Origin of the sequence: Nitrospirillum goiasense, assembly GCF_034427435.1 — a bacterium.
Taxonomy (GTDB): domain Bacteria; phylum Pseudomonadota; class Alphaproteobacteria; order Azospirillales; family Azospirillaceae; genus Nitrospirillum.
The window spans coordinates 819559-843070 of sequence record NZ_JAXQNP010000003.1 but is presented as its reverse complement, the minus strand read 5'-3'; the positions used below and the strand labels follow the sequence as shown (position 1 = coordinate 843070).

Annotated in this window: 20 protein-coding genes and 3 pseudogenes; 13 read left to right on the top strand and 10 right to left on the bottom strand. The window is 68.4% G+C overall.

The window, feature by feature from the left end:
* The first annotated feature begins 37 nt into the window (after positions 1-37).
* On the top strand, positions 38-340 hold the full coding sequence (locus tag ULB03_RS18200) for a type II toxin-antitoxin system Phd/YefM family antitoxin (RefSeq protein ID WP_322484519.1): 303 nt from the start codon (positions 38-40) through the stop codon (positions 338-340).
* Positions 282-737: a PIN domain-containing protein gene (locus ULB03_RS18195; RefSeq protein ID WP_322484518.1), complete on the top strand. Its 456-nt coding sequence runs from the start codon at positions 282-284 to the stop codon at positions 735-737. The genes ULB03_RS18200 and ULB03_RS18195 overlap by 59 nt, the downstream gene beginning before the upstream one ends.
* On the opposite strand, the gene ULB03_RS18190 is transcribed toward ULB03_RS18195, so the two are convergent.
* From ULB03_RS18190 to tyrS, 7 genes and pseudogenes are all read right to left on the bottom strand, one after another.
* On the bottom strand, positions 738-1175 hold the full coding sequence (locus ULB03_RS18190) for an NAD-binding protein (protein ID WP_322485227.1): 438 nt from the start codon (positions 1173-1175) through the stop codon (positions 738-740).
* A 228-nt stretch (positions 1176-1403) separates the two neighbouring features.
* Positions 1404-2491, bottom strand: a pseudogene (locus ULB03_RS18185) (monovalent cation:proton antiporter-2 (CPA2) family protein); the annotation flags it as partial.
* A 208-nt stretch (positions 2492-2699) separates the two neighbouring features.
* Positions 2700-6323: an ABC transporter permease/M1 family aminopeptidase gene (locus ULB03_RS18180; protein WP_322484517.1), complete on the bottom strand. Its 3624-nt coding sequence runs from the start codon at positions 6321-6323 to the stop codon at positions 2700-2702.
* A gap of 40 nt (positions 6324-6363) precedes the next feature.
* Positions 6364-7254 (bottom strand): ABC transporter ATP-binding protein, encoded by an 891-nt coding sequence (locus ULB03_RS18175; protein ID WP_322484516.1) that lies wholly within the window; start codon positions 7252-7254, stop codon positions 6364-6366.
* Positions 7255-7384: 130 nt separating this feature from the next.
* On the bottom strand, positions 7385-8146 hold the full coding sequence (locus tag ULB03_RS18170; RefSeq protein ID WP_322484515.1) for a hypothetical protein: 762 nt from the start codon (positions 8144-8146) through the stop codon (positions 7385-7387).
* 146 nt (positions 8147-8292) lie between these two features.
* Positions 8293-8598, bottom strand: coding sequence for a hypothetical protein (locus tag ULB03_RS18165; RefSeq protein ID WP_322484514.1), 306 nt, complete (start codon positions 8596-8598; stop codon positions 8293-8295).
* Complete coding sequence (gene tyrS / locus ULB03_RS18160) at positions 8595-9866, bottom strand: tyrosine--tRNA ligase (protein WP_322484513.1); 1272 nt, start codon at positions 9864-9866, stop codon at positions 8595-8597. The genes ULB03_RS18165 and tyrS overlap by 4 nt, the downstream gene beginning before the upstream one ends.
* Positions 9867-10011: 145 nt before the next feature.
* Between tyrS and ULB03_RS18155 the strand changes: the two genes are divergently transcribed.
* Positions 10012-11097 carry an anhydro-N-acetylmuramic acid kinase gene (locus ULB03_RS18155; protein ID WP_322484512.1) on the top strand — a complete coding sequence of 362 codons (1086 nt, stop codon included), beginning with the start codon at positions 10012-10014 and terminating at the stop codon, positions 11095-11097.
* A gap of 16 nt (positions 11098-11113) precedes the next feature.
* On the opposite strand, the gene ULB03_RS18150 is transcribed toward ULB03_RS18155, so the two are convergent.
* Complete coding sequence (locus ULB03_RS18150; protein ID WP_322484511.1) at positions 11114-11893, bottom strand: substrate-binding periplasmic protein; 780 nt, start codon at positions 11891-11893, stop codon at positions 11114-11116.
* 106 nt (positions 11894-11999) lie between these two features.
* Entirely contained in the window at positions 12000-12656 is a 657-nt protein-coding gene (locus tag ULB03_RS18145; RefSeq protein ID WP_004271979.1) for an alpha/beta hydrolase, read from the bottom strand.
* Positions 12657-12917: 261 nt separating this feature from the next.
* Between ULB03_RS18145 and cysE the strand changes: the two genes are divergently transcribed.
* From cysE to ULB03_RS18125, 4 genes and pseudogenes are all read left to right on the top strand, one after another.
* Entirely contained in the window at positions 12918-13658 is a 741-nt protein-coding gene (gene cysE / locus ULB03_RS18140; RefSeq protein ID WP_322484509.1) for a serine O-acetyltransferase, read from the top strand.
* Between the two features lie 40 nt (positions 13659-13698).
* On the top strand, positions 13699-14862 hold the full coding sequence (locus tag ULB03_RS18135; protein ID WP_322484508.1) for a cysteine desulfurase family protein: 1164 nt from the start codon (positions 13699-13701) through the stop codon (positions 14860-14862).
* An 81-nt stretch (positions 14863-14943) separates the two neighbouring features.
* Positions 14944-15636, top strand: coding sequence for a hypothetical protein (locus tag ULB03_RS18130; protein ID WP_322484507.1), 693 nt, complete (start codon positions 14944-14946; stop codon positions 15634-15636).
* 158 nt (positions 15637-15794) lie between these two features.
* Positions 15795-16538, top strand: a pseudogene (locus ULB03_RS18125) (YoaK family protein); the annotation flags it as partial.
* 55 nt (positions 16539-16593) lie between these two features.
* On the opposite strand, the pseudogene ULB03_RS18120 reads toward ULB03_RS18125, so the two are convergent.
* Positions 16594-18422 (bottom strand): annotated as a pseudogene (locus ULB03_RS18120) (CocE/NonD family hydrolase).
* Positions 18423-18943: 521 nt separating this feature from the next.
* Here ULB03_RS18120 and ULB03_RS18115 point away from each other — a divergent pair.
* The 6 genes from ULB03_RS18115 to ULB03_RS18090 all read left to right on the top strand — a co-directional run bounded on the left by ULB03_RS18115 (position 18944) and on the right by ULB03_RS18090 (position 23436).
* Positions 18944-19258: a ferredoxin family 2Fe-2S iron-sulfur cluster binding protein gene (locus ULB03_RS18115; RefSeq protein WP_145732486.1), complete on the top strand. Its 315-nt coding sequence runs from the start codon at positions 18944-18946 to the stop codon at positions 19256-19258.
* Positions 19259-19464: 206 nt separating this feature from the next.
* Positions 19465-20610 (top strand): tRNA 2-thiouridine(34) synthase MnmA, encoded by a 1146-nt coding sequence (gene mnmA / locus ULB03_RS18110; RefSeq protein WP_322484506.1) that lies wholly within the window; start codon positions 19465-19467, stop codon positions 20608-20610.
* 166 nt (positions 20611-20776) lie between these two features.
* Complete coding sequence (locus ULB03_RS18105; RefSeq protein ID WP_322484505.1) at positions 20777-21154, top strand: type II toxin-antitoxin system RelE/ParE family toxin; 378 nt, start codon at positions 20777-20779, stop codon at positions 21152-21154.
* Entirely contained in the window at positions 21147-21458 is a 312-nt protein-coding gene (locus ULB03_RS18100; RefSeq protein ID WP_322484504.1) for a helix-turn-helix domain-containing protein, read from the top strand. The genes ULB03_RS18105 and ULB03_RS18100 overlap by 8 nt, the downstream gene beginning before the upstream one ends.
* A 9-nt stretch (positions 21459-21467) precedes the next feature.
* Positions 21468-22343: a class I SAM-dependent methyltransferase gene (locus ULB03_RS18095; protein WP_322484503.1), complete on the top strand. Its 876-nt coding sequence runs from the start codon at positions 21468-21470 to the stop codon at positions 22341-22343.
* Between the two features lie 64 nt (positions 22344-22407).
* The gene (locus tag ULB03_RS18090; protein ID WP_322484502.1) at positions 22408-23436 is read left to right on the top strand and encodes an alpha/beta hydrolase family protein; all 1029 of its coding nucleotides are present in this window, start codon (positions 22408-22410) and stop codon (positions 23434-23436) included.
* The last annotated feature ends 76 nt before the right edge of the window (positions 23437-23512 follow it).

The window sequence follows — 23512 nt, the reverse complement described above, 5'->3', positions numbered from 1 at the left end:
CTGGGGGCAAGGCGAATTCTATCCAGGGGATTGAGCCATGACCCGCATTGTCTCGGCCCGCGACGCCAATCAACAATTCTCCGACATTCTGGGTGAGGCGGCGAACGGGGGAACTGTGATCATAACCCGCCGGGGCGCGCCGGTTGCCAAGCTGGTGCCCTACACGGCTCCGGTGGATGATGGTGCCTGGGATAGGCTCATGGCGATGCTTGAGGAAGGGCTGCCTCTGGGGGGGGAGCCTTCATCCGGGACGACCTGTACGACGACCGCTGAGTTCACCCATGCGGTTCACCATCGACACCAACATCCTGGTCTATGCTGCGGACTATCAAGCCGGTGACCGGCATCGCAAGGCGGTGGACGTCCTATCGCGCGCCCGCGGACGGGACTGCGTTCTGACCGTCCAGGCTTTGGCGGAATTTTTCCGCACGCTGACGGGCCGCCACAAAGTTCCGGCGGCGCGGGCCGCGGCCATGGTCCAAGTGTGGCGCGACGCCCTGCCGGTTGTGGCGGCGGACGACATTTGCCTGGTCGATGCCATGGATGCGGTCGCCTCCCACAACTGGTCGTTCTGGGATGCCATGATATGGGCGACCGCCAAGCGGGCGGGGTGCCGCCTGCTGATCACCGAGGATGGGCAGGACGGGCGAACCTTGGGTGGGGTTACCCTGGTCAATCCCTTCGCCGAGCCCCCCTCCCCGTTGCTGGCCACAGCCTTGGGGGTGGCGAAACCCTGATCACACCGCTTCCGCCATCGCCCCGTCTGGCGGCGCCCCGTCCGGCGGGGTTTCCCGGGCCGGCGCGGGGTCGGGGATGCGCAGGCCGTGGGTGTGGGCCAGCATCGCCTGGGCGATCTCCCGCTCGCCCATGATGACCAGGCTCGCGCCGTGCTGGCGCAAGTGGTCCACGGCGGCGTCGGTGTGGGCGCGGGCGATGATGTCCAGATGCGGATTGCGCTTGCGCGCCTGGGCCACCACCTGGCCGGCCTCGAAGCTGTTGGGCACCGCCACGAACAGCCACCGCGCGCCCTCGACATTGGCGGCGGCCAGCACGTCGGGCTGGGCGGCGTTGCCGGCGATGACCTCCTGCCCGCTGGCGCGCAACTGCTCCAGGATGCCGGTGTCCTCTTCCACCACCAGCACGGGGGTGCCGTCCTGGCGCAGGGCCTCCCCCACCAGCCGGCCGACGCGGCCATAGCCGATGATGATGGCATGCTCCTCCAACGCGGTGGGTTCGGGCGCGGTGAAGACCTTGACCTTGGCTGGGGCCGCCGCCACCTCGGCGGTTCCCGGGACCGTCCCCTTGCGCTGGCGCAGGGTGGCCAGCCGCTGCAGGCCTATGAACACCACCGGGTTCAGCAGGATGGACAGGATGGCGCCGGCCAGGATCAGGCTCTGCCCCGTGGGGGGCAGCAGGCCCAGGTCGACGCCGAACGCCGCCAGGATGAAGGAGAATTCGCCGATCTGCGCCAATCCGCCGGCAATGGTCAGCGCCGTGCCCTCGCTGTGGCGGAAGGCCCGGACCAGGGCATAGGCCGCCGCGACCTTGCCCACCAGGATGATGGCCAGGGTGCCCAGCAGGGGCAGGGGATGCTGGATGATGATGTGCCAGTCGAACAGCATGCCGACGGACACGAAGAACAGCACGGCGAAGGCGTCGCGCAGGGGCAGCGATTCCTCCGCCGCCTCATGCGCCAGGGGGATTCGGCCAGGGTCATGCCGGCGAAGAAGGCGCCCAGGGCGAAGGACACGCCGAACAGCTCGGCGGCGCCGAAGGCCACGCCCAGGGCCACCGCCAGCACCGCCAGGCGGAACAGCTCACGCGATCCGGTTTGGGCGACCCGGTGCAGGATCCAGGGGATCAGCCGCCGCCCGCCCACCAGCATCAGGGCCACGAAGACCGCGACCTTGCCCAGGGTCACCGCCAGGGTCAGGCCCAGCTGCGACATCGATGGCGTGCCCATGCCGCCCAGCAGGTCGCCCAGCGCCGGCAGCAGGACCAGGGCCAGCACCATGGCCATGTCCTCGACCACCAGCCAGCCGATGGCGATCTTGCCGCCCTGCGTTTCCATCAGCCGCCGTTCCTGCAGGGTGCGCAGCAGCACCACGGTGCTGGCGACCGACAGGGCCAGGCCGAAGACCAAGCCCGCTCCCAGGCCCCAGCCCATCAGGTGGGCCAGGCCCATGCCCATCAGGGTGGCGACACCGATCTGTGCCAGCGCGCCGGGTATGGCGATCAGCTTCACCGACATGAGGTCGGACAGGGAGAAGTGCAGGCCCACCCCGAACATCAGCAGGATGACGCCAATCTCCGCCAGTTGCGGCGCCAGGTGCTGGTCCGCGACGAAGCCGGGCGTGAACGGGCCCAGGATGACCCCCGCCAACAGATAGCCCACCAGGGGCGAGATGCGCAGGCGTGTGGCGATGGCGCCTAGAACGAAGGCGCAGCCAAGGCCGCCGACGATGGTGGCGATCAGGGGGGTCTCATGCATCATGGGCGGGGGGTGGCCTCCGGGATATGGTTCTGGGGGCGGAACGCCCCGGTTGGGGGCAGCCTACCAGGACGGGCCCTCCGGTCCCACCCCGCAACAGGTTAAATCCGCGTGATGGCCCTATTTTACCCGGCTAAAAGCTACCGGCAGTGACGGGGGGCACGGGGATACCCGCCCGTCACTGCCGGCCCCCATCCATGGGGCCCCGTCAGGGCGCGGATTGGCCCAGCCGCGCCAGGTTGTCGTCGGAGTTGCGGTCGATCAGCTTGTTATAGGGATCGATGCCGACATAGTCCGGCTTCTTGTCCACCACCAGCTCGATGGTCTGTTCCCCGAAATGCAGCGGGTGCTTGGCCAGGTGGATGACGTCATGGTCACCGAAGGCGGGCGCCCCCGGGTCGGCCCGGAACAGGCCGATGTCGATGGGCATGGCGACGAAGGGGATGGGCGTCTCCTTGCCCTGGCCGTCGGCCTCGAACTTGGCGGCGCTGACCGTGACGCTGACCTTGAAACGGCCGTCGGGCAAGGCCTCCGCGTGCGAGCCGGTGACCTTCAGGTCATACAGCACGATCTTTTCCAGCATGTCGCTGATCAGGTCGGCCTGGTCCGGCGCCTCCGCCTTCAGGGCCGTCACCAGGTCGGTGGACAGGGCGTACCGGTCGGTGCGGGCCTTGCTTTCCTTCAGCACGCGGGCCAGCGCCCGGTTCACCGTGTCCTCGCCCAGGTAATCCTTCAGGGCGTACATGGCGACCGAGCCTTTTCTGTAGTGGATGTAGGGCTGTCCCTCCACCCGGGCCAGCGGCAGCTCCTCCAGCTCCTCGTGCCCGCGATTGCGCAGATAGCTGTCCAGTTCGTATTTCAGGAACCGCCGCATCTTGTTGGGGCCGTATTCGTGCTCCATCACCATCAGCGCGCTGTACTGCGCCAGGCTTTCCACCAGGAAGGTGTTGCCCTGGACATTGGCGGCGATCAATTGATGCCCCCACCATTGGTGGGCCACCTCGTGCGCCGTCACATAAAACACCGGGTCGATCTTGGTTTTGTCCCGCAGGTCGGTGATGAAGCCGATGCCTTCGGAATACGGCACGGTGTTGGGGAAGCTCTGGGCGAAGCTGGCGTAGTCCGGGAACTCCAGCACCCGTAGCTGACGATGCTGATACGGGCCGAAATTGGCGCTGCAATAGCTCAGCGCCCGTTTCATGCCCAGCATCATGCGGTCCACGTTCCAGGCGTGGGGTGCATGGTAATACACCGCCAGGTCCACGGCGTGGTCGCCTTCGCCCCACGTATCCCGCGCCACGGTGTAGCGGGCCGACAGCCAGGACTCGAAATGGGCGATGGGGCTGTCGGTGTGATAGTGGAAATAGCGGCGGTCGCGGCCGGCCGTGTCCTTGGCCACCCATTCCTTGTCCAGGTAACCCGGGGCGATAGCCGTCTGGTCCGGTGCTGTGGACACGGTGGTCTCAAAGTCCACGAAATCCGCGTCCGGGCCCAGGTCCGACACCGCCCACTGGCTCTGGTCCTCCAGCTTGGGCATGCGGTCGATGGGGGGCAGGCCGTAGCGGCGGCGCTTGAACTTGTCATCCAGCAGGCGCGCGCGGTCGAACCCGATGATGGGCAGGGCGCGGCGATAGCCGATGAAGCTGCCGTTGTCCACCACCAAGGGGGCCGTGGCGTCGTTGGTGAAGCCGGGGTTGCGCTGGCTGATGGCGAAGTCCAGTTGCCGCGTCTCCCCCGGGGCCAGCGGCTGGTCCAGGGTGAAGATGTAGTAGTTCAGGGCGTGGTCGTCGGTGGTCAGCTTGGCCCCCTCAAGGGCCGTCTTCTCCAGCGTGATTTGCACGGGCAGCACCATGTGCACCTGGCCGATGGGGGCCTGGGTCCGGTTGGTCAGCGTGTAATGCCCGCGGGCGTCAAAACCCTGGAGTTCGGGATAGATGTCCACGTCCACCGATACCTTGGTGATGCGCGGCTGGGGCAGGGTCTCGTACTGGCGGTAGGCCCGCTCGAACGCGACCTGCTGATCCTCGTTCATCTGCCGGTCGCGATATTCGTTCAGGACGTGGGTGTTGTGGTGGATCCAGACGCCGCTGCCGATGAAGCCCAGCAGCAGCACGACGGCCAGGGCGCGGGTGGGGGCGGTCCAGCCCGTGACCAGCGCCCGGCCCCGGTCACGCCAAGTCAAGGCGCGGCTGCGTGGCCACAGCATGTGGCTCAGCAGCAGCAGCAGCGCCGCCGCCATGCCCCAATAAATGTTGAACCAGGTGTCGGCCAGCAGGAACCGGCCATAGCCGTTCATGTCGGACAGCAGCAGGGTCGGCGCGCCGCCGTAAACCAGCAGGTTGTCCTCCAGCCCCAGGCGCTGCGCCACCAGGCTCAGCACCACATACAGCACCATGATGGCATAGCCGACGAACTTGTTGGGGGACAGCACCTGCACGAACAGGGTCAGCGCCGCCACGATCAGCATGCCGGGAAAGGCCATGCCCAACAGGGGCGTCAGGTACAGGCCGGGCTCAATGGGCACCGGCCCGCGGGCGATTTGCATCGCCATCGTGGGCACCATGGCCACCAGCCACAAGCCGGCCAGCACCAAGGCCACCGCCAGGAACTTGGACAGGGTGAAGACCCACCCGGGGGCGGGGGTCGCGCCCAGGATTTCGGCCACGCCCGCCTGCCGCTCCCGCCACACGAATTCGCCGGTGTAGTAACCGGCGATGGCCAGGGGGGCGATGGAGAAGGTGCCCAGGATCGCCAGCACCATCAGCCGCGTTACGGGATAGGTGGCGGTGCCATAGAAGGTCTTCTGCAGCAGCAGCGTGGCCATCATGTTGACGATGCTGAGCGCCAGCAGGATCCACAGGCTGGGGCTGCGCAGGGTCGCGCCCACCTCGAACGCCAGGCGCCGGCGCAGCATTTGCCAGGCGGCTCCAGTGCCCAGCCGTGGGGTGACGGGCCGCAGCGGGGCCGGGGACGCGGTGGTATCCTTGGCCCGGCCGGGGGCGGCCTTGCGGGGGCCACGGCGCAAGGCCCAGCCATCGGCCACCAGTCCCAGGCCGAACAGAACCAGGGCCGCGCCGACCCAGATCAGGCGGTTGCCCAGCAATTCCCCCGCCAGGGCGGGTAGCTGGGTGTTGCGCTCCACCACCGTCCAGTAGCGGGTGGCGTTGGCCAGCGGCGCCAGGCCGAAGGGGTCGACGTAGGCCGCGAGGACGCGGCGGCTGGGCTCCGCCAGGGCGCTGCTGATCAGGGCGTAACCGCTGATCAGCACGATCATGACGACATAGGTCGCCATTTGCCGGCGGGTAAGCGCCGCCACCAGGAAGAACAGGGCGCCCGTCACCAACAGGTTGGGCAGGCTGAACACGCCCAGCGCGAACAGGTAGTCCAGCGGGCGGAAGGCGCCGAAGTGTTCAGGGTCGACCCACCAGGCCAGGCGCCCCAGCAGGATGCCCCATTGGCAGGACGAAACCGCGGCGGCGCAGGCCACGAAGGCGCCGAGCAGCCGCCCCGTCAGCATCAGGGGGCGACGAACCGGGGTGGCTCCGACGATGCCGGCCATGCCGGTGTCGGCGTCACGCAGCACCGGGTCGGTCAGGCCGCGCAGGCCGATGGTCATGCCGAACAGGCTGAGGATGGCCGCGATCTGCAGCACCATGACCGGGCTGTCCATGTGGACGCCGTTGCTGCGGCCCCCGATCTGGATCTGGTCGATGGTGGTCGCCAGGAAGGTAATGAGGAAAAAGAGGATGAAGTTGATGATCAACGCTGGTTGGCGCAGCTGGTAGCGCAGCTCGAACCAGGCGATACGGGCGATGAGGCACAGCGCGGCCATGGGGCGGACCTGTCCGTTGGCGTAAGGGCGGGAGGGGGGATCAGGCGGCCAGCACGGTGGGATGGCGCCGCTGGTACAGGGCGGCGAAATACACATCCTCCAGATCGCCCGGCACCGCCTCGAACCCGTCACCAGGGTTGGCGTCGGCCAGCACATGCAGGACACTGCGCCCGCCCACCAGGCGGGTGGCGATAACCTGATACGCCTGGCGGTGGGCCTCCACCTCCGCCTTGGCCACCACCTTGCGCCAGACGCGGCCGCGCATGCCCTCGATCAGCGCGGCGGGGTCGCCGGCCGCCACGATCTGCCCGCCCTCGATGATGGCCATGCGCGGGCACAGGTCGGCCACGTCGTCCACGATGTGGGTGGACAGGATGACCACCACATTCTCGCCGATGTCCGACAGCAGGCCATGGAAGCGGTTGCGCTCCTCCGGGTCCAGGCCGGCGGTGGGTTCATCCACGATGATCAGGCGCGGGTCGCCCAGCAGGGCCTGGGCGATGCCGAAGCGCTGGCGCATGCCCCCGGAAAAGCCGGACAGCGCCTTTTTGCGCACGTCGTACAGATTGGTCTGCTGCAGCAAGGCCGCGACCTGCTCCCGCCGTTCCGCCTTGTTGGCCAGCCCCTTCAGCACCGCCAGATGGTCCAGCATGTCCTCCGCCGAAACGCGGGGATAAACGCCGAATTCCTGCGGCAGATAGCCCAGGGCCTGGCGCAGGCGCGCCGGTTCGGCCAGGACGTCGACGCCGTCGAAGGTGATGCGGCCGCTGGTGGGCTGTTGCAGGGTGGCGATGGTGCGCATCAGGGTGGATTTGCCGGCGCCGTTGGGGCCCAACAGGCCGAACATCCCCCGGGGGATGTCCAAGGTCAGGCCGCGCAGCGCCTGCACGCCGTTGGCATAGGTGTGCGTCAGCCCATCGATCTGCAGCATCGTGTGAATATCCCCCGTGTTTTTCCCTGGAATCAGGGCGTTGGCAGCCATGGTATTGCGGGCAGGGCGCAAATCAACGCCATTATGGGGCGATGGCATGGGGCCAATTACGCCTCTGGCTTGTGGGGGCTCAGGTGCCCGTCCGCTGGTCCACCGGTGGGGGCGTGACCTTGCGCGGCGCCCGCTTGCGCTTGGGCTTAGGGGGCGCCTCGGGGGCGGGCATTGTCGCGGGCGTGACCGGAAGCGCTGTCTCCACCGCCGGCGGCGTCTCCTCCGGCAGGGCGGTGACCTTGCCGGCGACGGCATCCACCAGCACCGATGGCGCCGTTTCGGCACTGGCTTGGCGAACACGGGTCCAAGCGTAGATGACAGCCATCAGCACGAAGGACAGGGACAGCAGGCCGCCGGCCAGCATGTGGACCGTGTCGCCCCGGCGCAGCAGGCTAAGGCCGAACAGGATGCCCAGGGCGCATTGCCCCGGCACCAGCAGACGCGCGCCCAGGCGCCGCCAGGGATAGGCCTTCAGGCGGGCCAGGGCGGGCCGCGCCCCGGCGCGTGTCGCCTGCCAGACCTGATCCGCCTTGCCCCCTAGGCGCCGCGCCAGCGGTTTCAGAAGGCCCCAGGCGAGGCTGCCAGCATGGGCCGCGCGCCCCACCACTTCCCGGCGCGCCCGCCAAGTCGCTTGTAGGCGTGCTGAAACGACCGTGGCCGTCCGTACTATGGCGGGCCGTGCCAAAGCGGGCCGTGCCTGGCGCCACAGCGTGCCCAGCCACAGGCGGCAGAGTGTCGAGGCGATGGTGGCGCGGCGGCCCAGGGTGGCACGCAGGCGATACAGGATGCGGGCCGCGGCTCCGGCCGGCCGGCCGCTTTCCGGAATGGCGTCTTGTGACATGGGCGCCCCCTTGCTCCCCCGGGGGCGCCGCCCCCGGTCCACCCCATGTCCGCCAGTCTGGCATGTCGGCGGCGGCCCGCAAGGCCGCCGGCCTATGCCCTATGGACAGGGTCCCGCAAGAACAGGGCCCCCCTCTAGGCCGGGGATCAGAACCCCAGGCCGAAGGCCAGGCGCAGACCCTCATGCAATTGCGCGCCATAGCCGCCCAGCACCGCCAGCCGCTCGATGACCACCAGGATCAGCACCGAGAACAGAGCCAGCCGCAGAGTGGCGCGCAGCCGCCGCTCCGGCTTCACCTTGGTCCACACCCGCATCAGGGCCGCCAGGAAGCCCAGGCCCAGCAGGCCGGCCGCCACCCGTAGGGTGACGACCATGCCCAGCGTGCCGAACAGTGCCACGCAGACCGCCATGCCCAGCAGGATCAGGCGCAGGGTCATGCCCCTGGTGTTCATCGGGCGACCTTCACCAGGGCGTGGTTCTTCTTACCGGACGACAGCTTGATGATGTCGCCGTCGGTGATGTCGGCGGTGGTGATCTTCGCCTGTTCATCGGCGATGCGGATGTCGTTCACCTTGGCGCCGCCGCCCTTGATCAGGCGCCGGGCCTCGCCATTGCTGCCGGCCAGGCCGGACCGCAGCAGCAGCGCGTAGGCGGGGATGCCCTCTTCCAGCTCCGCCAGGCCGACGTCGATGGTGGGCAGGCCCTCCGCCGTGGTCCCCTGCTCGAAGGTCTGGCGGGCGGTTTCGGCGGCGGCGGCTCCCGCCTCCTCGCCCCGCATCAAGGCGGTGACGGCGTTGGCCAGGATCTTCTTGGCCTCGTTGATCTCGGCGCCCTGCAACGCCTCCAGCCGCGCGATCTCATCCAGCGGCAGCTCGGTGAACAGGCGCAGGAAGCGGCCCACGTCCGCATCCTCGGTGTTGCGCCAGTACTGCCAGAAATCCCAGTCGCTGAGGCGTTCCGGGTTCAGCCAGACGGCGCCGTTGGCGGTCTTGCCCATCTTGGCGCCCGACGCGGTGGTCAGCAGCGGCGCGGTCAGGCCGAACAGGGCGGCCTGCGACACGCGGCGGCCCAGCTCCACGCCGTTGACGATGTTGCCCCACTGGTCGGATCCGCCGCATTGCAGGGAGCAGCCGTACCGGCGGTTCAGCTCCACGAAGTCGTAGGCCTGCAGGATCATGTAGTTGAATTCCAGGAAGGTCAGCGGCTGTTCCCGGTCCAGGCGCAGCTTTACGGAATCGAAGGTCAGCATGCGGTTGATGGTGAAATGGCGGCCCACGTCACGCAGGAAGGGGATGTAGGCCAGCTCATCCAGCCAATCGGCGTTGTTGGCCAGGATGGCGCCGTTGGGCCCGTCGTTGAAATCCAGCAGCCGGTCCAGCGGCTTGCGGATGCCCACGATGTTCTGGGCGATGGCGTCGTTGGTCAGAAGCTGGCGGGACTCGTCCTTGCCCGACGGATCGCCGATCTTGGTGGTGCCGCCACCCATCAGGGCGATGGGGCGGTGCCCCGTCTTCTGCATCCAGCGCAGGATCATGATCTGCACCAGGCTGCCCACATGCAGGCTGTCGGCGGTGGCGTCGAAGCCGATATAGCCCGTCACCGGGCCGGCCAGGAAGGCGGCGTCCAGCCCCTCAAGATCGGTGCATTGATTGAAGAACCCGCGATCGACCATCGCGCGCAGGAAGTCGGACTTGGGGGTGTAGGGGGACGCGCTGCTCATGGGATGAACTCTGCCAGCTTTGAAGCGACTGTCGAAAAGGAAGACGTCTGTTATCACATCCCGTGATTTCGTAAAACCAAAGGGGCCACAAATCGGACGGGAACCGGAAGCCGTTCGGGACCGGCGCCGGGGAAGGAACGGGATGATGAGCATGGTTTGCGCGCTGGGCCTGATGAGCGGCACCTCGCTGGATGGTATCGATGCCGCCCTGGTGCGCACCGATGGCCGTGACCGGGTGGAGCCGGGCGCTCACCTGACGCTGCCTTATGAAGACGGGTTCCGCGACCGGCTGCGCGCCGTCCTGGGGCAGGTGGACGGTCCCCAGGTGCGCGCGGTGGAGGACGAGCTGACCCGGTTGCACGCCCACGCCGTTTCCGTGCTGCTGGAACAGGCGGGCTTGGCGCCGACGCAGGTGGACCTCATCGGTTTCCACGGCCATACCATCCACCACGCCCCGCACCAGGGCGTCACCCGCCAGATCGGCGACGGCGCCCTGTTGGCGGCCCTGACGGGCATGCCCGTGATCAACGATTTTCGTGGCGCCGACGTGGCGGCGGGCGGGCAGGGGGCCCCCCTGGTGCCGCTGTTCCACCGGGCGCTGGCGGCGGACCTGCCCCGGCCGGTGGCCCTGCTGAACATTGGCGGCGTGGCCAACGTCACCTGGCTGGGGGCTGGCGAGGATGCGGTGCTGGGGTTCGATACCGGCCCCGGCAACGCCTTGATCGACGATTGGGTGCGGGCCAAGGCCGGCCTGGCCTATGACGACGGCGGGGCGCTGGCGGCGCGGGGCCGGGTGGATACGGTCGCGCTGGCGGCCCTGATGGCCCATCCCTATTTCGCGGCGCCGGCGCCCAAGTCGCTGGACCGCGACGCCTTCGACCCGGCGCCCGTGGCCCATCTGTCCGCCGCCGACGGCGCCGCCACCCTGACCCGTTTCACCGCCGCCGCCGTGGCCGCCAGCCTGGCCCACATGCCGGAGGCGCCCCGCACCTGGCTGGCCTGTGGGGGCGGGCGCCATAACCGGACCCTGATGCGGGCCCTGTCGGACGTCCTGGGCGTCCGTGTGGGCAGCGTGGATGAGGTCGGCTGGTCCGGCGACGCGGTGGAGGCCCAGGCCTTCGGCTACCTGGCCGTCCGCTCCCGCCTCGGCCTGCCGCTGTCCCTGCCCGGCACCACCGGGGTGCCGGCACCCCTGACCGGCGGCCGGTTCCATCCGGCGCCGGGGCGATAACGGGGCTGCGGCAGGCTCAGTCGCCCGCCAGCGGCAGTCGGGCCTCTTCGGCGATGGCTTTGTTCAGCCGTTCGATCACCGTGTTGGCCGTGGACAGGGTGCACATCACCCGCCCGGGCTGGCTGGGGCCGGCATCGGGGGCGGGAATGGCCCTGAGGTCGCCGGCGTGGATTCCCTGTTCCGCCATGATGCGGTCCAGGGATCGGCGGTCGATGATGGTGAAATCGATGCGTCCCTTGTTGACCATGGCCACCAGGACGCTCATGCCGCCGCGCACCCGTTCCCGGTTGGGGGCGTCATGCGGGTGGACATCGCGCGCCGGGGCGGGGTCCGCCGCCGCGGTCGCGGGCGGGTGGACATAACGCTCCTCCGCCCACGATCCATCGGAAAAGCCGAAGACCAGGTCCGGGCGGGCCAGCAACTCCGGCAAGGTGGGCGCGGTGCCGATGCGCGGGTCGCTGGTCCGCACCAGCAGCGCCCAGTCCGGTGCCGGGCCCAGGGGCTCGGTGAATTTGAAACGTTTGGCCCGGTCGGCGGTCAGCGCCCAGTTCACGGTGCAGAGCGGTTGCCGGCCCGCCTCCAGATCCGTCAGCAGGCGGCGCCTGGCCCAAGGCTCCTGCCACACCAGGGTCAGGCCGGCGCGGGCCGCGACCCGGTTCATCACGGTGGCCAGCGGACCGTAAGGCTGCTGCGTTTCCCGGTTCCAGCCCAGCAGGGGCGGCTGCTCGGCGAACACCATGGTCAGGGTGGGGTTGGGCGGCGTCGCGTCATCGATGACCGCCCACGCAGCCGGCACGCCGCACAACGAAATACCCAAAAACGAAACGACACCCACCGGGGAAACGGCTTTCAGTGCGCGTCTCCCCAGGCGGGCACAGAGTTGGACAAGGGCTTGGCCGCAGCTATTCAGCGGCAAGTGTCTTGCCCAGATTGCTGTCCAGGTAGGTCCCCACGACCTCGTTCAACGCGTCGGAACGGTCGTTGAAGAAATGGTTGGCCCCCTCGACCTTCTTGAAGTCGATCTTGATGTCGCGCTGATTCGACAGCTTGTTGACCAGTTTGGTCACCGCCGCGTCGGGCACCAGCTCGTCCTTGTCGCCATGGACGATCAGGCCGGAGGACGGGCAGGGCGCCAGGAAGCTGAAGTCGAACATGTTGGCGGGCGGGGCCACCGACACGAAGCCGTCGATTTCCGGGCGGCGCATCAGCAGCTGCATGCCGATCCACGCCCCGAAGGAAAAGCCGCCGATCCAGCAGGCCGTGGCGTTGGGGTTGTAGGTCTGCAACCAATCCAGCGCCGACGCCGCGTCCGACAGCTCGCCCTCACCCCGGTCATAGGTGCCTTGGCTGCGGCCGACACCGCGAAAATTGAAGCGCAGGCAGGAAAACCCGCGCTGGGCGAAGGCGTGGAACAAGGTGTAGACCACCTTGTTGTTCATGGTCCCGCCATACTGCGGGTGCGGATGCAACAGCAGGGCGATGGGGGCGTTGGTCGACTTGCCGTGAAGGTAGCGCCCTTCGATCCGTCCGGCCGGCCCGTTGATGATGACTTCAGGCATCGTGCTCCGTTTCCGCTGCTGTAGGGGAACTACCACCCGTACCGTGGGGACCCGACTGGGGGAGGAGCGGCCGTGTCATGGCCCCCGCCCCCGGCATCGCTTGACCCGGCATGCGCGCGATCTTATATCGCAAGGCTGGGCCTCCTGGAGCCGTGTGCGGACGCATCGAACAATCTGACCCCCCGTTTGGCGGGATGGCCAGGCTGCGCTGATGGCAGGACGACCATTCCGGGCGCGATTTATACCACAGCGAGCGCATCGGTGTTCAAGCGTCTTCAAGAAGAGATCGAGGGCATCAAGGCCCGCGACCCCGCCGCGCGCTCCACCTTGGAGGTCCTGCTGTGCTATCCGGGCCTACATGCTGTGCTTTTGTACCGGATCGCCAACCACTGCTGGCGTCACGGCTGGCCGACGCTGGGACGATTTATTTCGCACGTCGCGCGCATGGCCACCGGCATCGAAATCCACCCGGGCGCCACCATCGGTGCCGGATTCTTCATTGATCACGGCATGGGCGTGGTGATCGGCGAGACGGCGGAGATCGGGCGCAACGTCCACCTCTATCATGCGGTCACCTTGGGCGGCACGTCGCTCAGCAAGGGCAAGCGCCATCCCACGGTGGGCGATAACGTCATCATCGGCGCTGGCGCCAAGATCCTGGGCGCCATCACGATAGGCGTCGGCGCCCGCATCGGCGCCAACGCCGTGGTCGTCTCCGATGTGGCGGCTGGCGCCACCATGGTGGGCATTCCCGCCCGCGCCGTCACCTCCAAGGCCAAGACGGAAAAGGACCAGTTCCTGGCCTATGGCACGCCCTGCAGTAATATGCCCGACCCCGTCGCCCGCGCCTTGCAGGCCCTGACCGACCAGGTCAGCACGCTCAGCCGCCGCATCGAGGAGCTGGAGCAGGCGGCCCCCGCCGTTCCCCTGGTGCCGCCACAGATGATTTCCGCCGCCGTTCTGGACGAGGATGGCGGCAAGCCCGGCTGGCCGTCCGTCTAGGTGCGTCCGGTGTCCCTTCTTCCGTGATCGGTCATAGCTGATGCCGTCGATCTATCTCGACCATAACGGCACCTGTCCGCCCCGCCCTGAGGCCGTCGCCGCCATGGTGGCGGTGCTGTCCCTGCCGGGCAACCCGTCCTCCGTCCATGCCCAGGGCCGCGAGGCCCGCCGGCGGGTGGAGGTCGCGCGCCGGCAGGTGGCGGACCTTGTGGGCCTGCCGCCCGCCACCCTCATCTTCACCGGCAGTGGCACGGAGGCCAACGCCCTGGCGCTGACCAGCGCCGGCGGCCGGCGGGTGATCACCAGCGCCATCGAGCATGCCAGCGTGCTGGAAGCGACACCCGGCGCCATCCGCTGCCCGGTCACGGCCGACGGTGTCGTGGATGTCGCTGCCCTGGACGCGCTGCTGGCCGGCGGCCCGGCCCTGCTGTCCCTCATGGCTGTGAACAACGAGACGGGCGTCATCCAGCCGGTGGCCGAGGTGGCGGCCCTGGCGCGGCGGCACGGCGCCCTGTTCCATTGCGACGCCAGCCAGGCGGTGGGCCGCCTGTCCTGGGACTGGGCCGCCATCGCCCCCGATTACCTGACCATTTCCGCGCACAAGATCGGGGGGCCGCAGGGGGTGGGCGCGCTGGTGGTGCGTGACGGCGTGCCCTTGACCCCCCTTCTGCGGGGTGGCGGGCAGGAGCGGCGGCGGCGGGCCGGCACGGAAAACGTGGCCGGCATCGTGGGCTTCGGCGCCGCGGCCGCCGTCTGCGACGTGTCCGCCTTCGACCGGCTGGCCAGCCTGCGCGATGGGCTGGAGGCGCGGTTGCGCGCGGCGGCACCGGGTTTGAGGGTGGCGGGGGCGGGTGCCGACCGGGTCGCCAACACCAGTTGCCTGGTGACGCCCGGCTGGCGCGGGGAAACCCAGGTGATGGCTTTGGACCTGGCCGGATTCGCGGTCAGCAGCGGCTCCGCCTGTTCCAGCGGCAAGGTTGCCGCCTCCCACGTGCTGGCGGCCATGGGCTTGGCGCCGGACTTGGCTGGCTCCGCCATCCGCGTCAGCCTGGGCTGGTCCACCACGGCGGAGGAGGTGACGCGCTTCGCGGACGCCTGGATCGGCCTGCACGCCCGCCGCGTACCGTCGCCGGTGGCGCAGCAGGCGGACCTATCGCCACAGGATAGGCAGTCTGTCGTTTCCCAGACGACGCAGCAGCAGTAGGGTTGCGCCCCGGCCGACGCGAGGCGGCCGGACTCAGTAAGGTGTCCCCGGGGGCGGGGGTGTAGCAGGGGTGGCAGACGCATGGCCGAGGGTACGGGCGGGACTGAAAGCCCGCGCAATGGTGTGGGACAGGGTGTCTCCGGCGTCGTGCCGGGGGGCATGGGCGACTGCTGGGCCTGCGGCAAGCCGGTTTCCGGCCGGGCGCTGTTCTGCCACAACTGCGGCGCCATCCAGCCGCCGGCCGACCTGGACGCCTTCGCGCGCCTGAACCTGGAGCGGCGGTTCGACGTGGAACGCGCCGTGCTGGACCGGCAGCGGGCGGGATTCGCCCGCATTCTGGATCCGGAACGGCTGAAGACGCGGGGGCCCCAGGAACGCGCCCTGGCTGATCGCCATCGCCAGGCGGTGGAACAGGCCTATGCCGTCTTGCGCGACCCGGCCGCCCGTGCCCGCTACCTGCTGGACCTGGTGCGGCCGGAGGGGGAGTTGCCCGGCACGCCCGGCAAGGGGCCGGAAGATGCCGACCTGGCGGACCTGGCCGCCCAGGTGGCGGACCTGCACGCGGCCAACCCGGTGGACGAGGACCTGCTGGAGCAGGCGACCCTAGGGGTCATCGGCGCCATCGCCGGCGCGCTGGTGGACCTGTCCGCCGCGTTCCACAACGACAACCTGGCCGCCGTGCCGCCGCTGGCCGACCGCCTGTCCCTGTGCCAGCAATTGGGCGAGGCGTTGGGCGCCGTCACGCCGCCCGCCAACGACCCCGCCAACGATTAAGCATAACACGGCCTTGATCACGCCCCGCCCCCCGGCGCTATCCTGGGGGTGGGCGGCGCCCATGCCGCCCGGCAGCCACCGGGATGCGGTGCATGGACAAGACTTACAGCGGCGTTTCCTCCTTTGACGATCATCCCCGGCCAGGGCCCGCCGGGCCGTTGGACCGCCTGCGGCGCCTGATCGCGCCGGAACGCGGCGACCGGGAGGATGCGCAGTTGGCCGTGGCCTTGTGCTTCGTCGCCGGGATGACCAACGCTGGCGGTTTCCTGGCGGTGGGGCAGTACACCTCGCACATGTCGGGGGTGGTGTCTGGCCTGGCCGACAACCTGGTGCTGGGCGCCAGGGACATGGTCTTGATTGGGTTGAGCGCGCTCGGCGCCTTCCTGGCCGGGGCCGCCTCTTCCGCCATTCTGATCAACTGGGGCCGGCGGCGGGGCAACACCAGCCAATACGCCATGCCCCTGTCGCTGGAGGCGGCCTTGCTGCTGATGTTCGGCGCGCTGGGCATCCTGCGCCCCGCCGTCCCCTATTTCCTGAGCGTGGCCGTGCCCCTGCTGTGTTTCATCATGGGCCTGCAGAACGCCATCATCACCAAGATATCCCGCGCCCGCATCCGCACCACCCACATGACGGGGATGGTGACGGATATCGGGATCGAGCTGGGCAAGATGCTCTACTGGAACCGGCGGTCGCCGGACGCCGTCAGCGCGGTGGGCCAGGATGGCGCCCGCGTCCAGGCCGACCTGCCCAAGCTGCGCCTGTTGAGCAGCCTGGTCGGGTCGTTCTTCGGCGGCGGGGTCCTGGGCGCCCTGGGCTTCAAGGTCATCGGCTTTTCCGTCACGGTGCCGCTGGCCCTGCTGCTGTTGCTGCTGGCCATCGTGCCGCTGATCGACGACCTGCGGCGCGCCCCCGCGCCGCGTTGACCTTGAGGGCGCTCCGTCCTGTGTTGAAGGGCTGTCAGGGCGCCCCCACCCCCGGCATCACCCGCACCTCCAGCGCCGAGGGATAGTCGGGGCTGCGGTAGATGCGCTCCCGCGCGGCCTTGAAGTCCTCCGGCTTGGCGTTGGGAATGTCGACGAAGGTCTGCGGGTTGCGGTCGGTCAAGGGGAACCAGCTGCTCTGGATCTGCACCATGATGCGATGGCCGCGGCGGAAGGTGTGGTTGATGTCGGCCAGGGCGTAACGGATGGGCGTCACCTGGTCCGGCACCATGGGTTCCGGCTTCTCGAAGCTGTTGCGGAACTTGCCCCGCAGCGGGTCGCCGCGCACCAGTTGCTGGTAGCCGCCCATGTCCACCGACGGCGGCGGCACGTCCGACTTGAGGTCGCCCGGTCCCTCGCCGCTGGCCTGGCCCGGCGGCAGTTCCTGGGGATAGACGTCGATCAGCTTGACCACCCAGTCGCTGTCGGTGCCCGAGGTGGAGACGAACAGCTTGGGCGACACCGGACCGACGATGGTCACGTCGTTCTCCAGCGGGGCGGTCTGGTAGACCAGCACATCCGGCCGCGTGGTGGCGAAGCGCTGGTCGGCCACCATGTATTCCTTGGGCACGTCGGTGGTGACATAGCCGACATAGGGCACCGGGTGGGCCGGGTCGCTGACATACTCGTCGAACTTGGTGCCATTCTTGGCGGCCGCCGGCGCCGTCCACGCCAACCCGCCGCCGGGCTGCAGGTACAGGGTGCGCGTCTGCGCCTGCTTGGGCGGCCAGGAGGCGTACTGGCGCCAGACGTTGGTGCCGGTCTCGAACACCGTGGCCTTGGCCAGCTTGGGATCGGCCGCGCCCTTCAGGTGCTGCTCGAAGAAGGGGAAGAGGATGTTCTTGCGGTAATAGTCGCCGGTGTCGGACGCGAAGTCGACCGCGCCCAGCTTGCGGCCGTAGGACCGGGCCCAGCCGCCATGCACCCAGGGGCCGACCACCAGGTTGTTGGGCGTGCCGGGGTTCTGCGCCTCGATGGCGTTGTAGGTGGTGAAGGGGCCGTGCAGATCCTCCGCATCGAACCAGCCGCCCACGGTCAGCACGGCGGCCTTGATGTTCTTCAGGTGCGGGGCGATGGCGCGCGGCTTCCAATAGTCGTCATAGGTGGGGTGGTCCACCATCTCGCGCCAATTGATCCCGTCCTCCTTGCTGAACAGGTCGCTGATCTGCGCCAGGCTGCCCTTCTTCAGGTAGAAGTCATAGCCGTCGGTGGTGCCGAAATCATAATCCCCCCAGCCGCGCGGCTCGGTGGTGGGGTTCTTCTGCGGCTTGAAGGCGGCATAGAAGCTGAAGTTGGCCGCCAGCATGTAGGCGCCGCCATGATAGGCGTCGTCCCCCATGTACAGGTCGGTCACCGGCGCCTGGGGGAGGCGGCCTTGATGGCCGGGTGGCTGTCGATAATGCTGGATGACGTGAAGAACCCGGGGTAGCTGATGCCCCAGATGCCGACCTTGCCGTTGTTGCCCGGCACGTTCTTCAGCAACCAGTCGACGCTGTCGTGCATGTCGCTGCTGTCGTCCGTGTCGGTCTTGGACTTCTTCACGTCGATGTGCGGGCGCATCTCCACCCAGCTGGCGCCGGACATATAGCGGCCGCGCACGTCCTGGAAGACGAAGATATAGCCGGACTTGTCGAAGTCCGGCGACGGACCCAGCTGCTTGGGATAGGCCTCGCTGCCGTACCACAGTTCCCCATGTCCGACCCGCGCGCCGGCGCCATAGGGCGTGCGCACCATCAGGAAGGGATAGGTCTTGGACTGGTCCTTGGGCACGTAGACGACGGTGAACAGCTCCACCCCGTCGCGCATGGGGATGCGGTATTCATACTTGGTGTAGTGTTCCGGCACGCTGTAGGGCTTGTCCTGCCCCTGTTGCGCCGCCCCCTGGCCCGCCGCTTGCGCCAGCGCCACCGGCGCGGTCATGACCCCCGCCAGCGTCAATGCCAAGCCCAACGCCACCACGGCGCGCCGCGCGCCCTTGCCCAATCCCCGATCCATGCGATCCCCATCCAGGATGGTCCGGCGCCCGGCGCCCGAACCGTTGGGCACCCAAGCTAAGCCATTATGGATCCAGGGGGAAGGGCGGACTGGGAACCGGTTTCAGCCTCGTTATCGGCCGGACGGCTCATGTGCGTTTCCGTGGCCAAGGCGGTGTCGCTGCCCTCCGTCTGGTCGCGGGGGCCGCTCTTTGGCGGCCGGCATGCGCGACGCCATCTTTACAAGCGCCCCGCCGCCCTCTACCAAAGCAGGCTGATCCGCAGGGCGTCCGCAGCGCCCGAGGGTGACATCCCGATTTGTTGGCCAACCCCTAGTTAGAGCGATGCAGTGCCATGCCCAAGATGACGTTCGTTGAGACCGATGGAACCCGCCGCGAGGTGGACGCGCCGCTGGGCCTGTCGATCCTGGAGGTCGCGCGTCGGCACAACATCGATCTGGAAGGCGCCTGCGAGGGCTCGCTGGCATGCTCCACCTGCCATGTCGTCGTTGCGCCGGAATGGTACGACCTGCTGCCCGACGCCAAGGAAGATGAGGAGGACATGCTGGACCTGGCGTTCGGCCTGACCAAGACCTCGCGCCTGGGCTGTCAGATCCGCATCTCCGAAGAGCTGGACGGCCTGGTCGTCATGCTGCCGGGCGCGAAGTGATGCCCACGGCATGAGGGTCGCCTCATGCCGTTATAGCCCGCGACGGCGGGCGCCGGAGCGAGTACCGCAGGGCGGAGCGAGGACAGCCAAGCCCGCGGATGCGGGCGCCGGCGTCTGAGGTCATGCAAACGCGGGAGCGCGGCCTTGCGGGAATGACCGCCAGGCCGCGCTTGCGCTTTGGCGCGTCTTGGCCCATATGCGGGCCCATGAATTCCCTAGGCTTCGATAAGGCGCCGGCCGACACCCGCGTGGTGGTCGCCATGTCCGGCGGGGTGGACAGCTCGGTCACCGCGGCCCTCCTGAAGGAGGAGGGCTACGACGTGGTGGGCGTCACCCTGCAGCTGTACGACCACGGCATGGCCGTGGGGCGCAAGGGCGCCTGCTGCGCTGGCCAGGACATCTACGACGCGTCGCGCGTGGCCGAGACCATCGGCATCCCCCATTACGTCCTGGATTATGAATCCCGCTTCTCCGACGCGGTGATGCAGGATTTCGCCGACAGCTATCTGCGCGGCGAGACGCCCATCCCCTGCGTGCGCTGCAACCAGCGGGTCAAGTTCCGCGACCTGCTTGACCAAGCCCGCGACCTGGGGGCGGAGGCCTTGGCCACCGGCCATTATGTGCGCCGGGTGCCAGGCGCCAACGGGGCGGAACTGCACCGCGCCGCCGACCCGGCCAAGGACCAGAGCTATTTCCTGTTCGCTACCACCCAGGCGCAACTGGATTTCCTGCGCTTCCCCTTGGGCGGCATGCCCAAAACGGAAACCCGGGCCCTGGCCGACCGCTACAACCTGCCGGTGGCAGACAAGCCCGACAGCCAGGATATCTGCTTCGTCCCCAACGGCTCCTACGCCGCGGTGGTGAACCGCCTGCGCCCCGGCGCCGTCACGCCGGGCGACATCGTCCATGTCGATGGCCGCGTGCTGGGCCGGCATGACGGCGTCATCAACTACACCGTCGGCCAGCGCAAAGGCTTGGGCTTGGGCGGCAACGCCACCCTGGCGACGGAGCCCGGCGGCGACACCGATCCGCTGTACGTCGTGCGCGTGGACGCCGCCAGCGCCCAGGTGGTGGTGGGGCCCCGCGCCGCCCTGGCCCGCACGCGGGTGATGGTGCGCGAGGTCAACTGGCTGGGCGGCCCCGCCCCGGCTGACGGGCTGCCCGTGACCGTCAAGCTACGCTCCGCCCAGCCGGCCCTGTCGGCCCGTCTGTTCCTGGAGGGCGAGGGCGCCCCAGGCGGGGCCATCGTGGAACTGGATCAGCCCCAGTTCGGCGTCGCCCCCGGCCAGGCCGCCGTCTTCTACCAGGGCGATCGCGTGCTGGGCGGCGGCTGGATTGTGGGCGCGGCCTAAGCTGCCGCCACACAAATAGAGCCTTTGGAGCCAGCGTGGAAATCCACTCAGCCGTTGTGCGCTTGAGGAAATGCCAAATTTGGCATAATGTGCCTGACGACCTCACGATGAAGGAAAAGCTGAAATGACCATCCATTCAGCCGGCCCTTAGGGGGGCATACCGGTTATGGTTCTGGGTAAACGAGACGTCCGATGGATAGCCTCCAGCCTTAAGGATTTGAGGGAATTCCCTGAGGATGTTCAGGATTTGGTGGGTTTTGGACTGTACCAAGCCCAGATTGGGAAAAAGCATCCCAATGCGAAGCCGTTGAAGGGCTTCGGCGGAAGTCAGATTTTAGAACTGCTTGATGATCATGATGGCGACGCGTACCGGTGCGTTTATACGGTCCGTTTTGAAGACGCCATCTATGTCCTTCATGCTTTTCAGAAGAAATCGAAAAGGGGCATCGCCACTCCCCAAGCGGATATTGATTTGATCAAAACCCGCCTGAAGTTGGCTGAGGAAGATCATCGTCGGCGCCAAAAGGATAAGCGCAATGAATGACGACGTAATGGTGAGTAGCGGCAACGTCTTCGCGGACTTAGGCTTGCCTGACCCGGAGATACGCCAGGTCAAGGCGGAAATCGCGTCGCGCATCAGTGACGTGATCGAAGCACGTAAGCTGACCCAGGCCCAGGCTGCGCAAATCTTGGGCATTGATCAGCCCAAGGTGTCTGCTCTGGTCCGGGGCAAGCTGTCGGGCTTCACCCTGGACCGGTTGCTGCGTTTCCTGAACGATCTGGACGTGGATGTGGAAATTCGCCTGACGCCGGCCAAGGGCAAGGCGCACACGGCCGTCGCTGCTTGAGGCTCCGTGATGGAAGCCGGAGGCCCCAGCCGCACCGCCCTTGCCGTCGCCGGTTTGCGGGCGGCGCACCAGATCATGGATGCGCCCGTCATCTTTGCCGATCCGGTCGCCCTGCCCATCCTGGGGCCGGGTGCCGAGGCGCGCATCCGGGCGGATGAGGCGCGGCTGCGCTCGCCCACCGTCCGTTTCCTGCGCGCCTCCGTCGTGGCCCGCAGCCGGTTCGCCGAGGACACGCTGGCCACCGCCGTCGCCGATGGCGTGCGGCAATACGTGGTGCTGGGCGCCGGCCTCGACACCTTCGCCTATCGTAATCCCCATCCTGATCTACGGGTGTTCGAGGTGGATCACCCGGCGACGCAGGCGTGGAAGCGGGACACGCTGGCGGCGGCGGGCATCCTGCCGCCGCCCAGTGTCGCCTATGCCGGCGTCGATTTCGAACACGACACCGTGGCGGAGGGGCTGGCCCGCGCCGGCTTTGACTGGAATCGGCCGGCTTTCGTCGCGTGGTTGGGGGTGGCCATCTATCTCACGCGCGACGCCATCCTGGACACGCTGCGCGCCATCGCGGCCCTGCCCGCTGGCAGCGGCATCGTTTTCGATTATAGCCTGCCGCCGGATACCCTGAGCGAGGGGCAGCGCGCCGCCTTCCAGGCCATGGCGGATCGCGCGGCGACGGAGGGGGAGCCGTGGCGCAGCTTCTTCACCCCGGAGGCGATAGCGACGGATTTGAGCGCCGTCGGCTTTGGCACGGTGACGGATATCGGGGCGGCGGAGTTGAACCCCCGGTACTTCGCCGGCCGCGCCGATGGCCTGGGCCTGGGCGGGATCAGCCGTTTGGCGCACGCCGCTGTTACCGGCCCGTCACCAATCGCGCCTGGATTGTAACGGTGCCCGTCCCTACACTCCCCAGTGTGATGCAGCCGGGGAATGCAGGATGCGGGTATGGTGGATGGCCCTTGGCCTTTGGGGCTTGGCGTTGGTGGGCCAGGCGTGCGCGGCGGGGTTGCCGGTGCCGGGGTGGCCGCTGCTGGAACATCATGTCACCGACCCGCTGGGTCGCGACGTCACCTATTACCTGTCCGCGCCCCAGGGGGCGCCCCGGCCCCTGGCGGTGATCATCCAGGGGTCCGGCTGCGCCGCGCTGTTCCATGAGCGGGAAGGCGCCACGGACGGGCGCAAGAGCACCAGCTTTTTCGCCCTGGGCGCCGCCCTGAAGGATGGTCGCTTCACCGTCCTGGCGGTGGAAAAGCCCTATGCCGGCCTGCCGGCGGGGGCGAAGACATCAGGCGCCGAGGGGTGCGCCGCCGACTTCAACCGGGATTTCACGGCCCAGCGGTGGCTGGCCGCGTTGCAGGCGGCACTGGCGGACGCGCGCCGCCAACCCGGAATCGATCCCGCCCGCACCCTGGCCTTCGGTCATTCCGAGGGGGCGGTGATGGCCGCCTTGCTGGCGGGGCACGACGCCACCATCACTGATGTCGCGGCCTTCGGCGCTGGTGGACCCACCCCCCTGTTCGACATCATCGCCTTCGCCTATCTGGGCGGCGGCTGGGCCCATGTCGGCCGGGACGGCCTCGATGGACTGGCCGACCAGGTGCGCGCCATCAATGCCGACCCAGACAACGCCACCGCCTTTGTCTGGGGCCACCCCTATCGGCGGTGGAGTTCCTTCCTGCGGGTTTCGGCGACGGAGGAACTGCGCCATGCCACGGCGCGGGTGTACCTGGCGGGCGGGACGGAGGATCAGGCGACGCCGCTGCTGTCCCTGGAACTGACGGCCGCCACCCTGCTGGCCGATGGCCGGGACATCACCCTGCGCCGCATCGCCGGCGCCGACCACAGCCTGGCGGTCACGCCGGGCGCCGCGTCGGAAACCGGGGCGGAATACGCCCGCGCGTTCGCCTGGTTCTGGCAAAAGGACGGTTCAACGCCCCCGCCTGGCCCGGCCCCGCTTAGGCCAGAGGGCAAGGGGCCCTAGCCGGTCGGTTCAATCATAAGGAGGTATCGCCAGGGGCGACCCGCCGCGCGCATAGTGATGGCACCACATTCGGCAT

Bases quoted from the DNA above. Each gene is read 5' to 3' on its own strand.
- ULB03_RS18195 (WP_322484518.1), top strand. From the start codon at position 282: ATGCGGTTCACCATCGACACCAACATCCTGGTCTATGCTGCGGACTAT.
- ULB03_RS18090 (WP_322484502.1), top strand. From the start codon at position 22,408: ATGGCCCTTGGCCTTTGGGGCTTGGCGTTGGTGGGCCAGGCGTGCGCG.
- ULB03_RS18155 (WP_322484512.1), top strand. From the start codon at position 10,012: ATGAGCATGGTTTGCGCGCTGGGCCTGATGAGCGGCACCTCGCTGGAT.
- tyrS (WP_322484513.1), bottom strand. From the start codon at position 9,866: ATGAGCAGCGCGTCCCCCTACACCCCCAAGTCCGACTTCCTGCGCGCG.
- ULB03_RS18170 (WP_322484515.1), bottom strand. From the start codon at position 8,146: ATGTCACAAGACGCCATTCCGGAAAGCGGCCGGCCGGCCGGAGCCGCG.
- ULB03_RS18095 (WP_322484503.1), top strand. From the start codon at position 21,468: ATGGAAGCCGGAGGCCCCAGCCGCACCGCCCTTGCCGTCGCCGGTTTG.
- ULB03_RS18145 (WP_004271979.1), bottom strand. From the start codon at position 12,656: ATGCCTGAAGTCATCATCAACGGGCCGGCCGGACGGATCGAAGGGCGC.
- ULB03_RS18135 (WP_322484508.1), top strand. From the start codon at position 13,699: ATGCCGTCGATCTATCTCGACCATAACGGCACCTGTCCGCCCCGCCCT.
- ULB03_RS18180 (WP_322484517.1), bottom strand. From the start codon at position 6,323: ATGGCCGCGCTGTGCCTCATCGCCCGTATCGCCTGGTTCGAGCTGCGC.
- ULB03_RS18130 (WP_322484507.1), top strand. From the start codon at position 14,944: ATGGCCGAGGGTACGGGCGGGACTGAAAGCCCGCGCAATGGTGTGGGA.
- ULB03_RS18165 (WP_322484514.1), bottom strand. From the start codon at position 8,598: ATGAACACCAGGGGCATGACCCTGCGCCTGATCCTGCTGGGCATGGCG.
- ULB03_RS18175 (WP_322484516.1), bottom strand. From the start codon at position 7,254: ATGCTGCAGATCGATGGGCTGACGCACACCTATGCCAACGGCGTGCAG.
- ULB03_RS18105 (WP_322484505.1), top strand. From the start codon at position 20,777: ATGGTTCTGGGTAAACGAGACGTCCGATGGATAGCCTCCAGCCTTAAG.
- ULB03_RS18115 (WP_145732486.1), top strand. From the start codon at position 18,944: ATGCCCAAGATGACGTTCGTTGAGACCGATGGAACCCGCCGCGAGGTG.
- ULB03_RS18100 (WP_322484504.1), top strand. From the start codon at position 21,147: ATGAATGACGACGTAATGGTGAGTAGCGGCAACGTCTTCGCGGACTTA.
- mnmA (WP_322484506.1), top strand. From the start codon at position 19,465: ATGAATTCCCTAGGCTTCGATAAGGCGCCGGCCGACACCCGCGTGGTG.
- ULB03_RS18200 (WP_322484519.1), top strand. From the start codon at position 38: ATGACCCGCATTGTCTCGGCCCGCGACGCCAATCAACAATTCTCCGAC.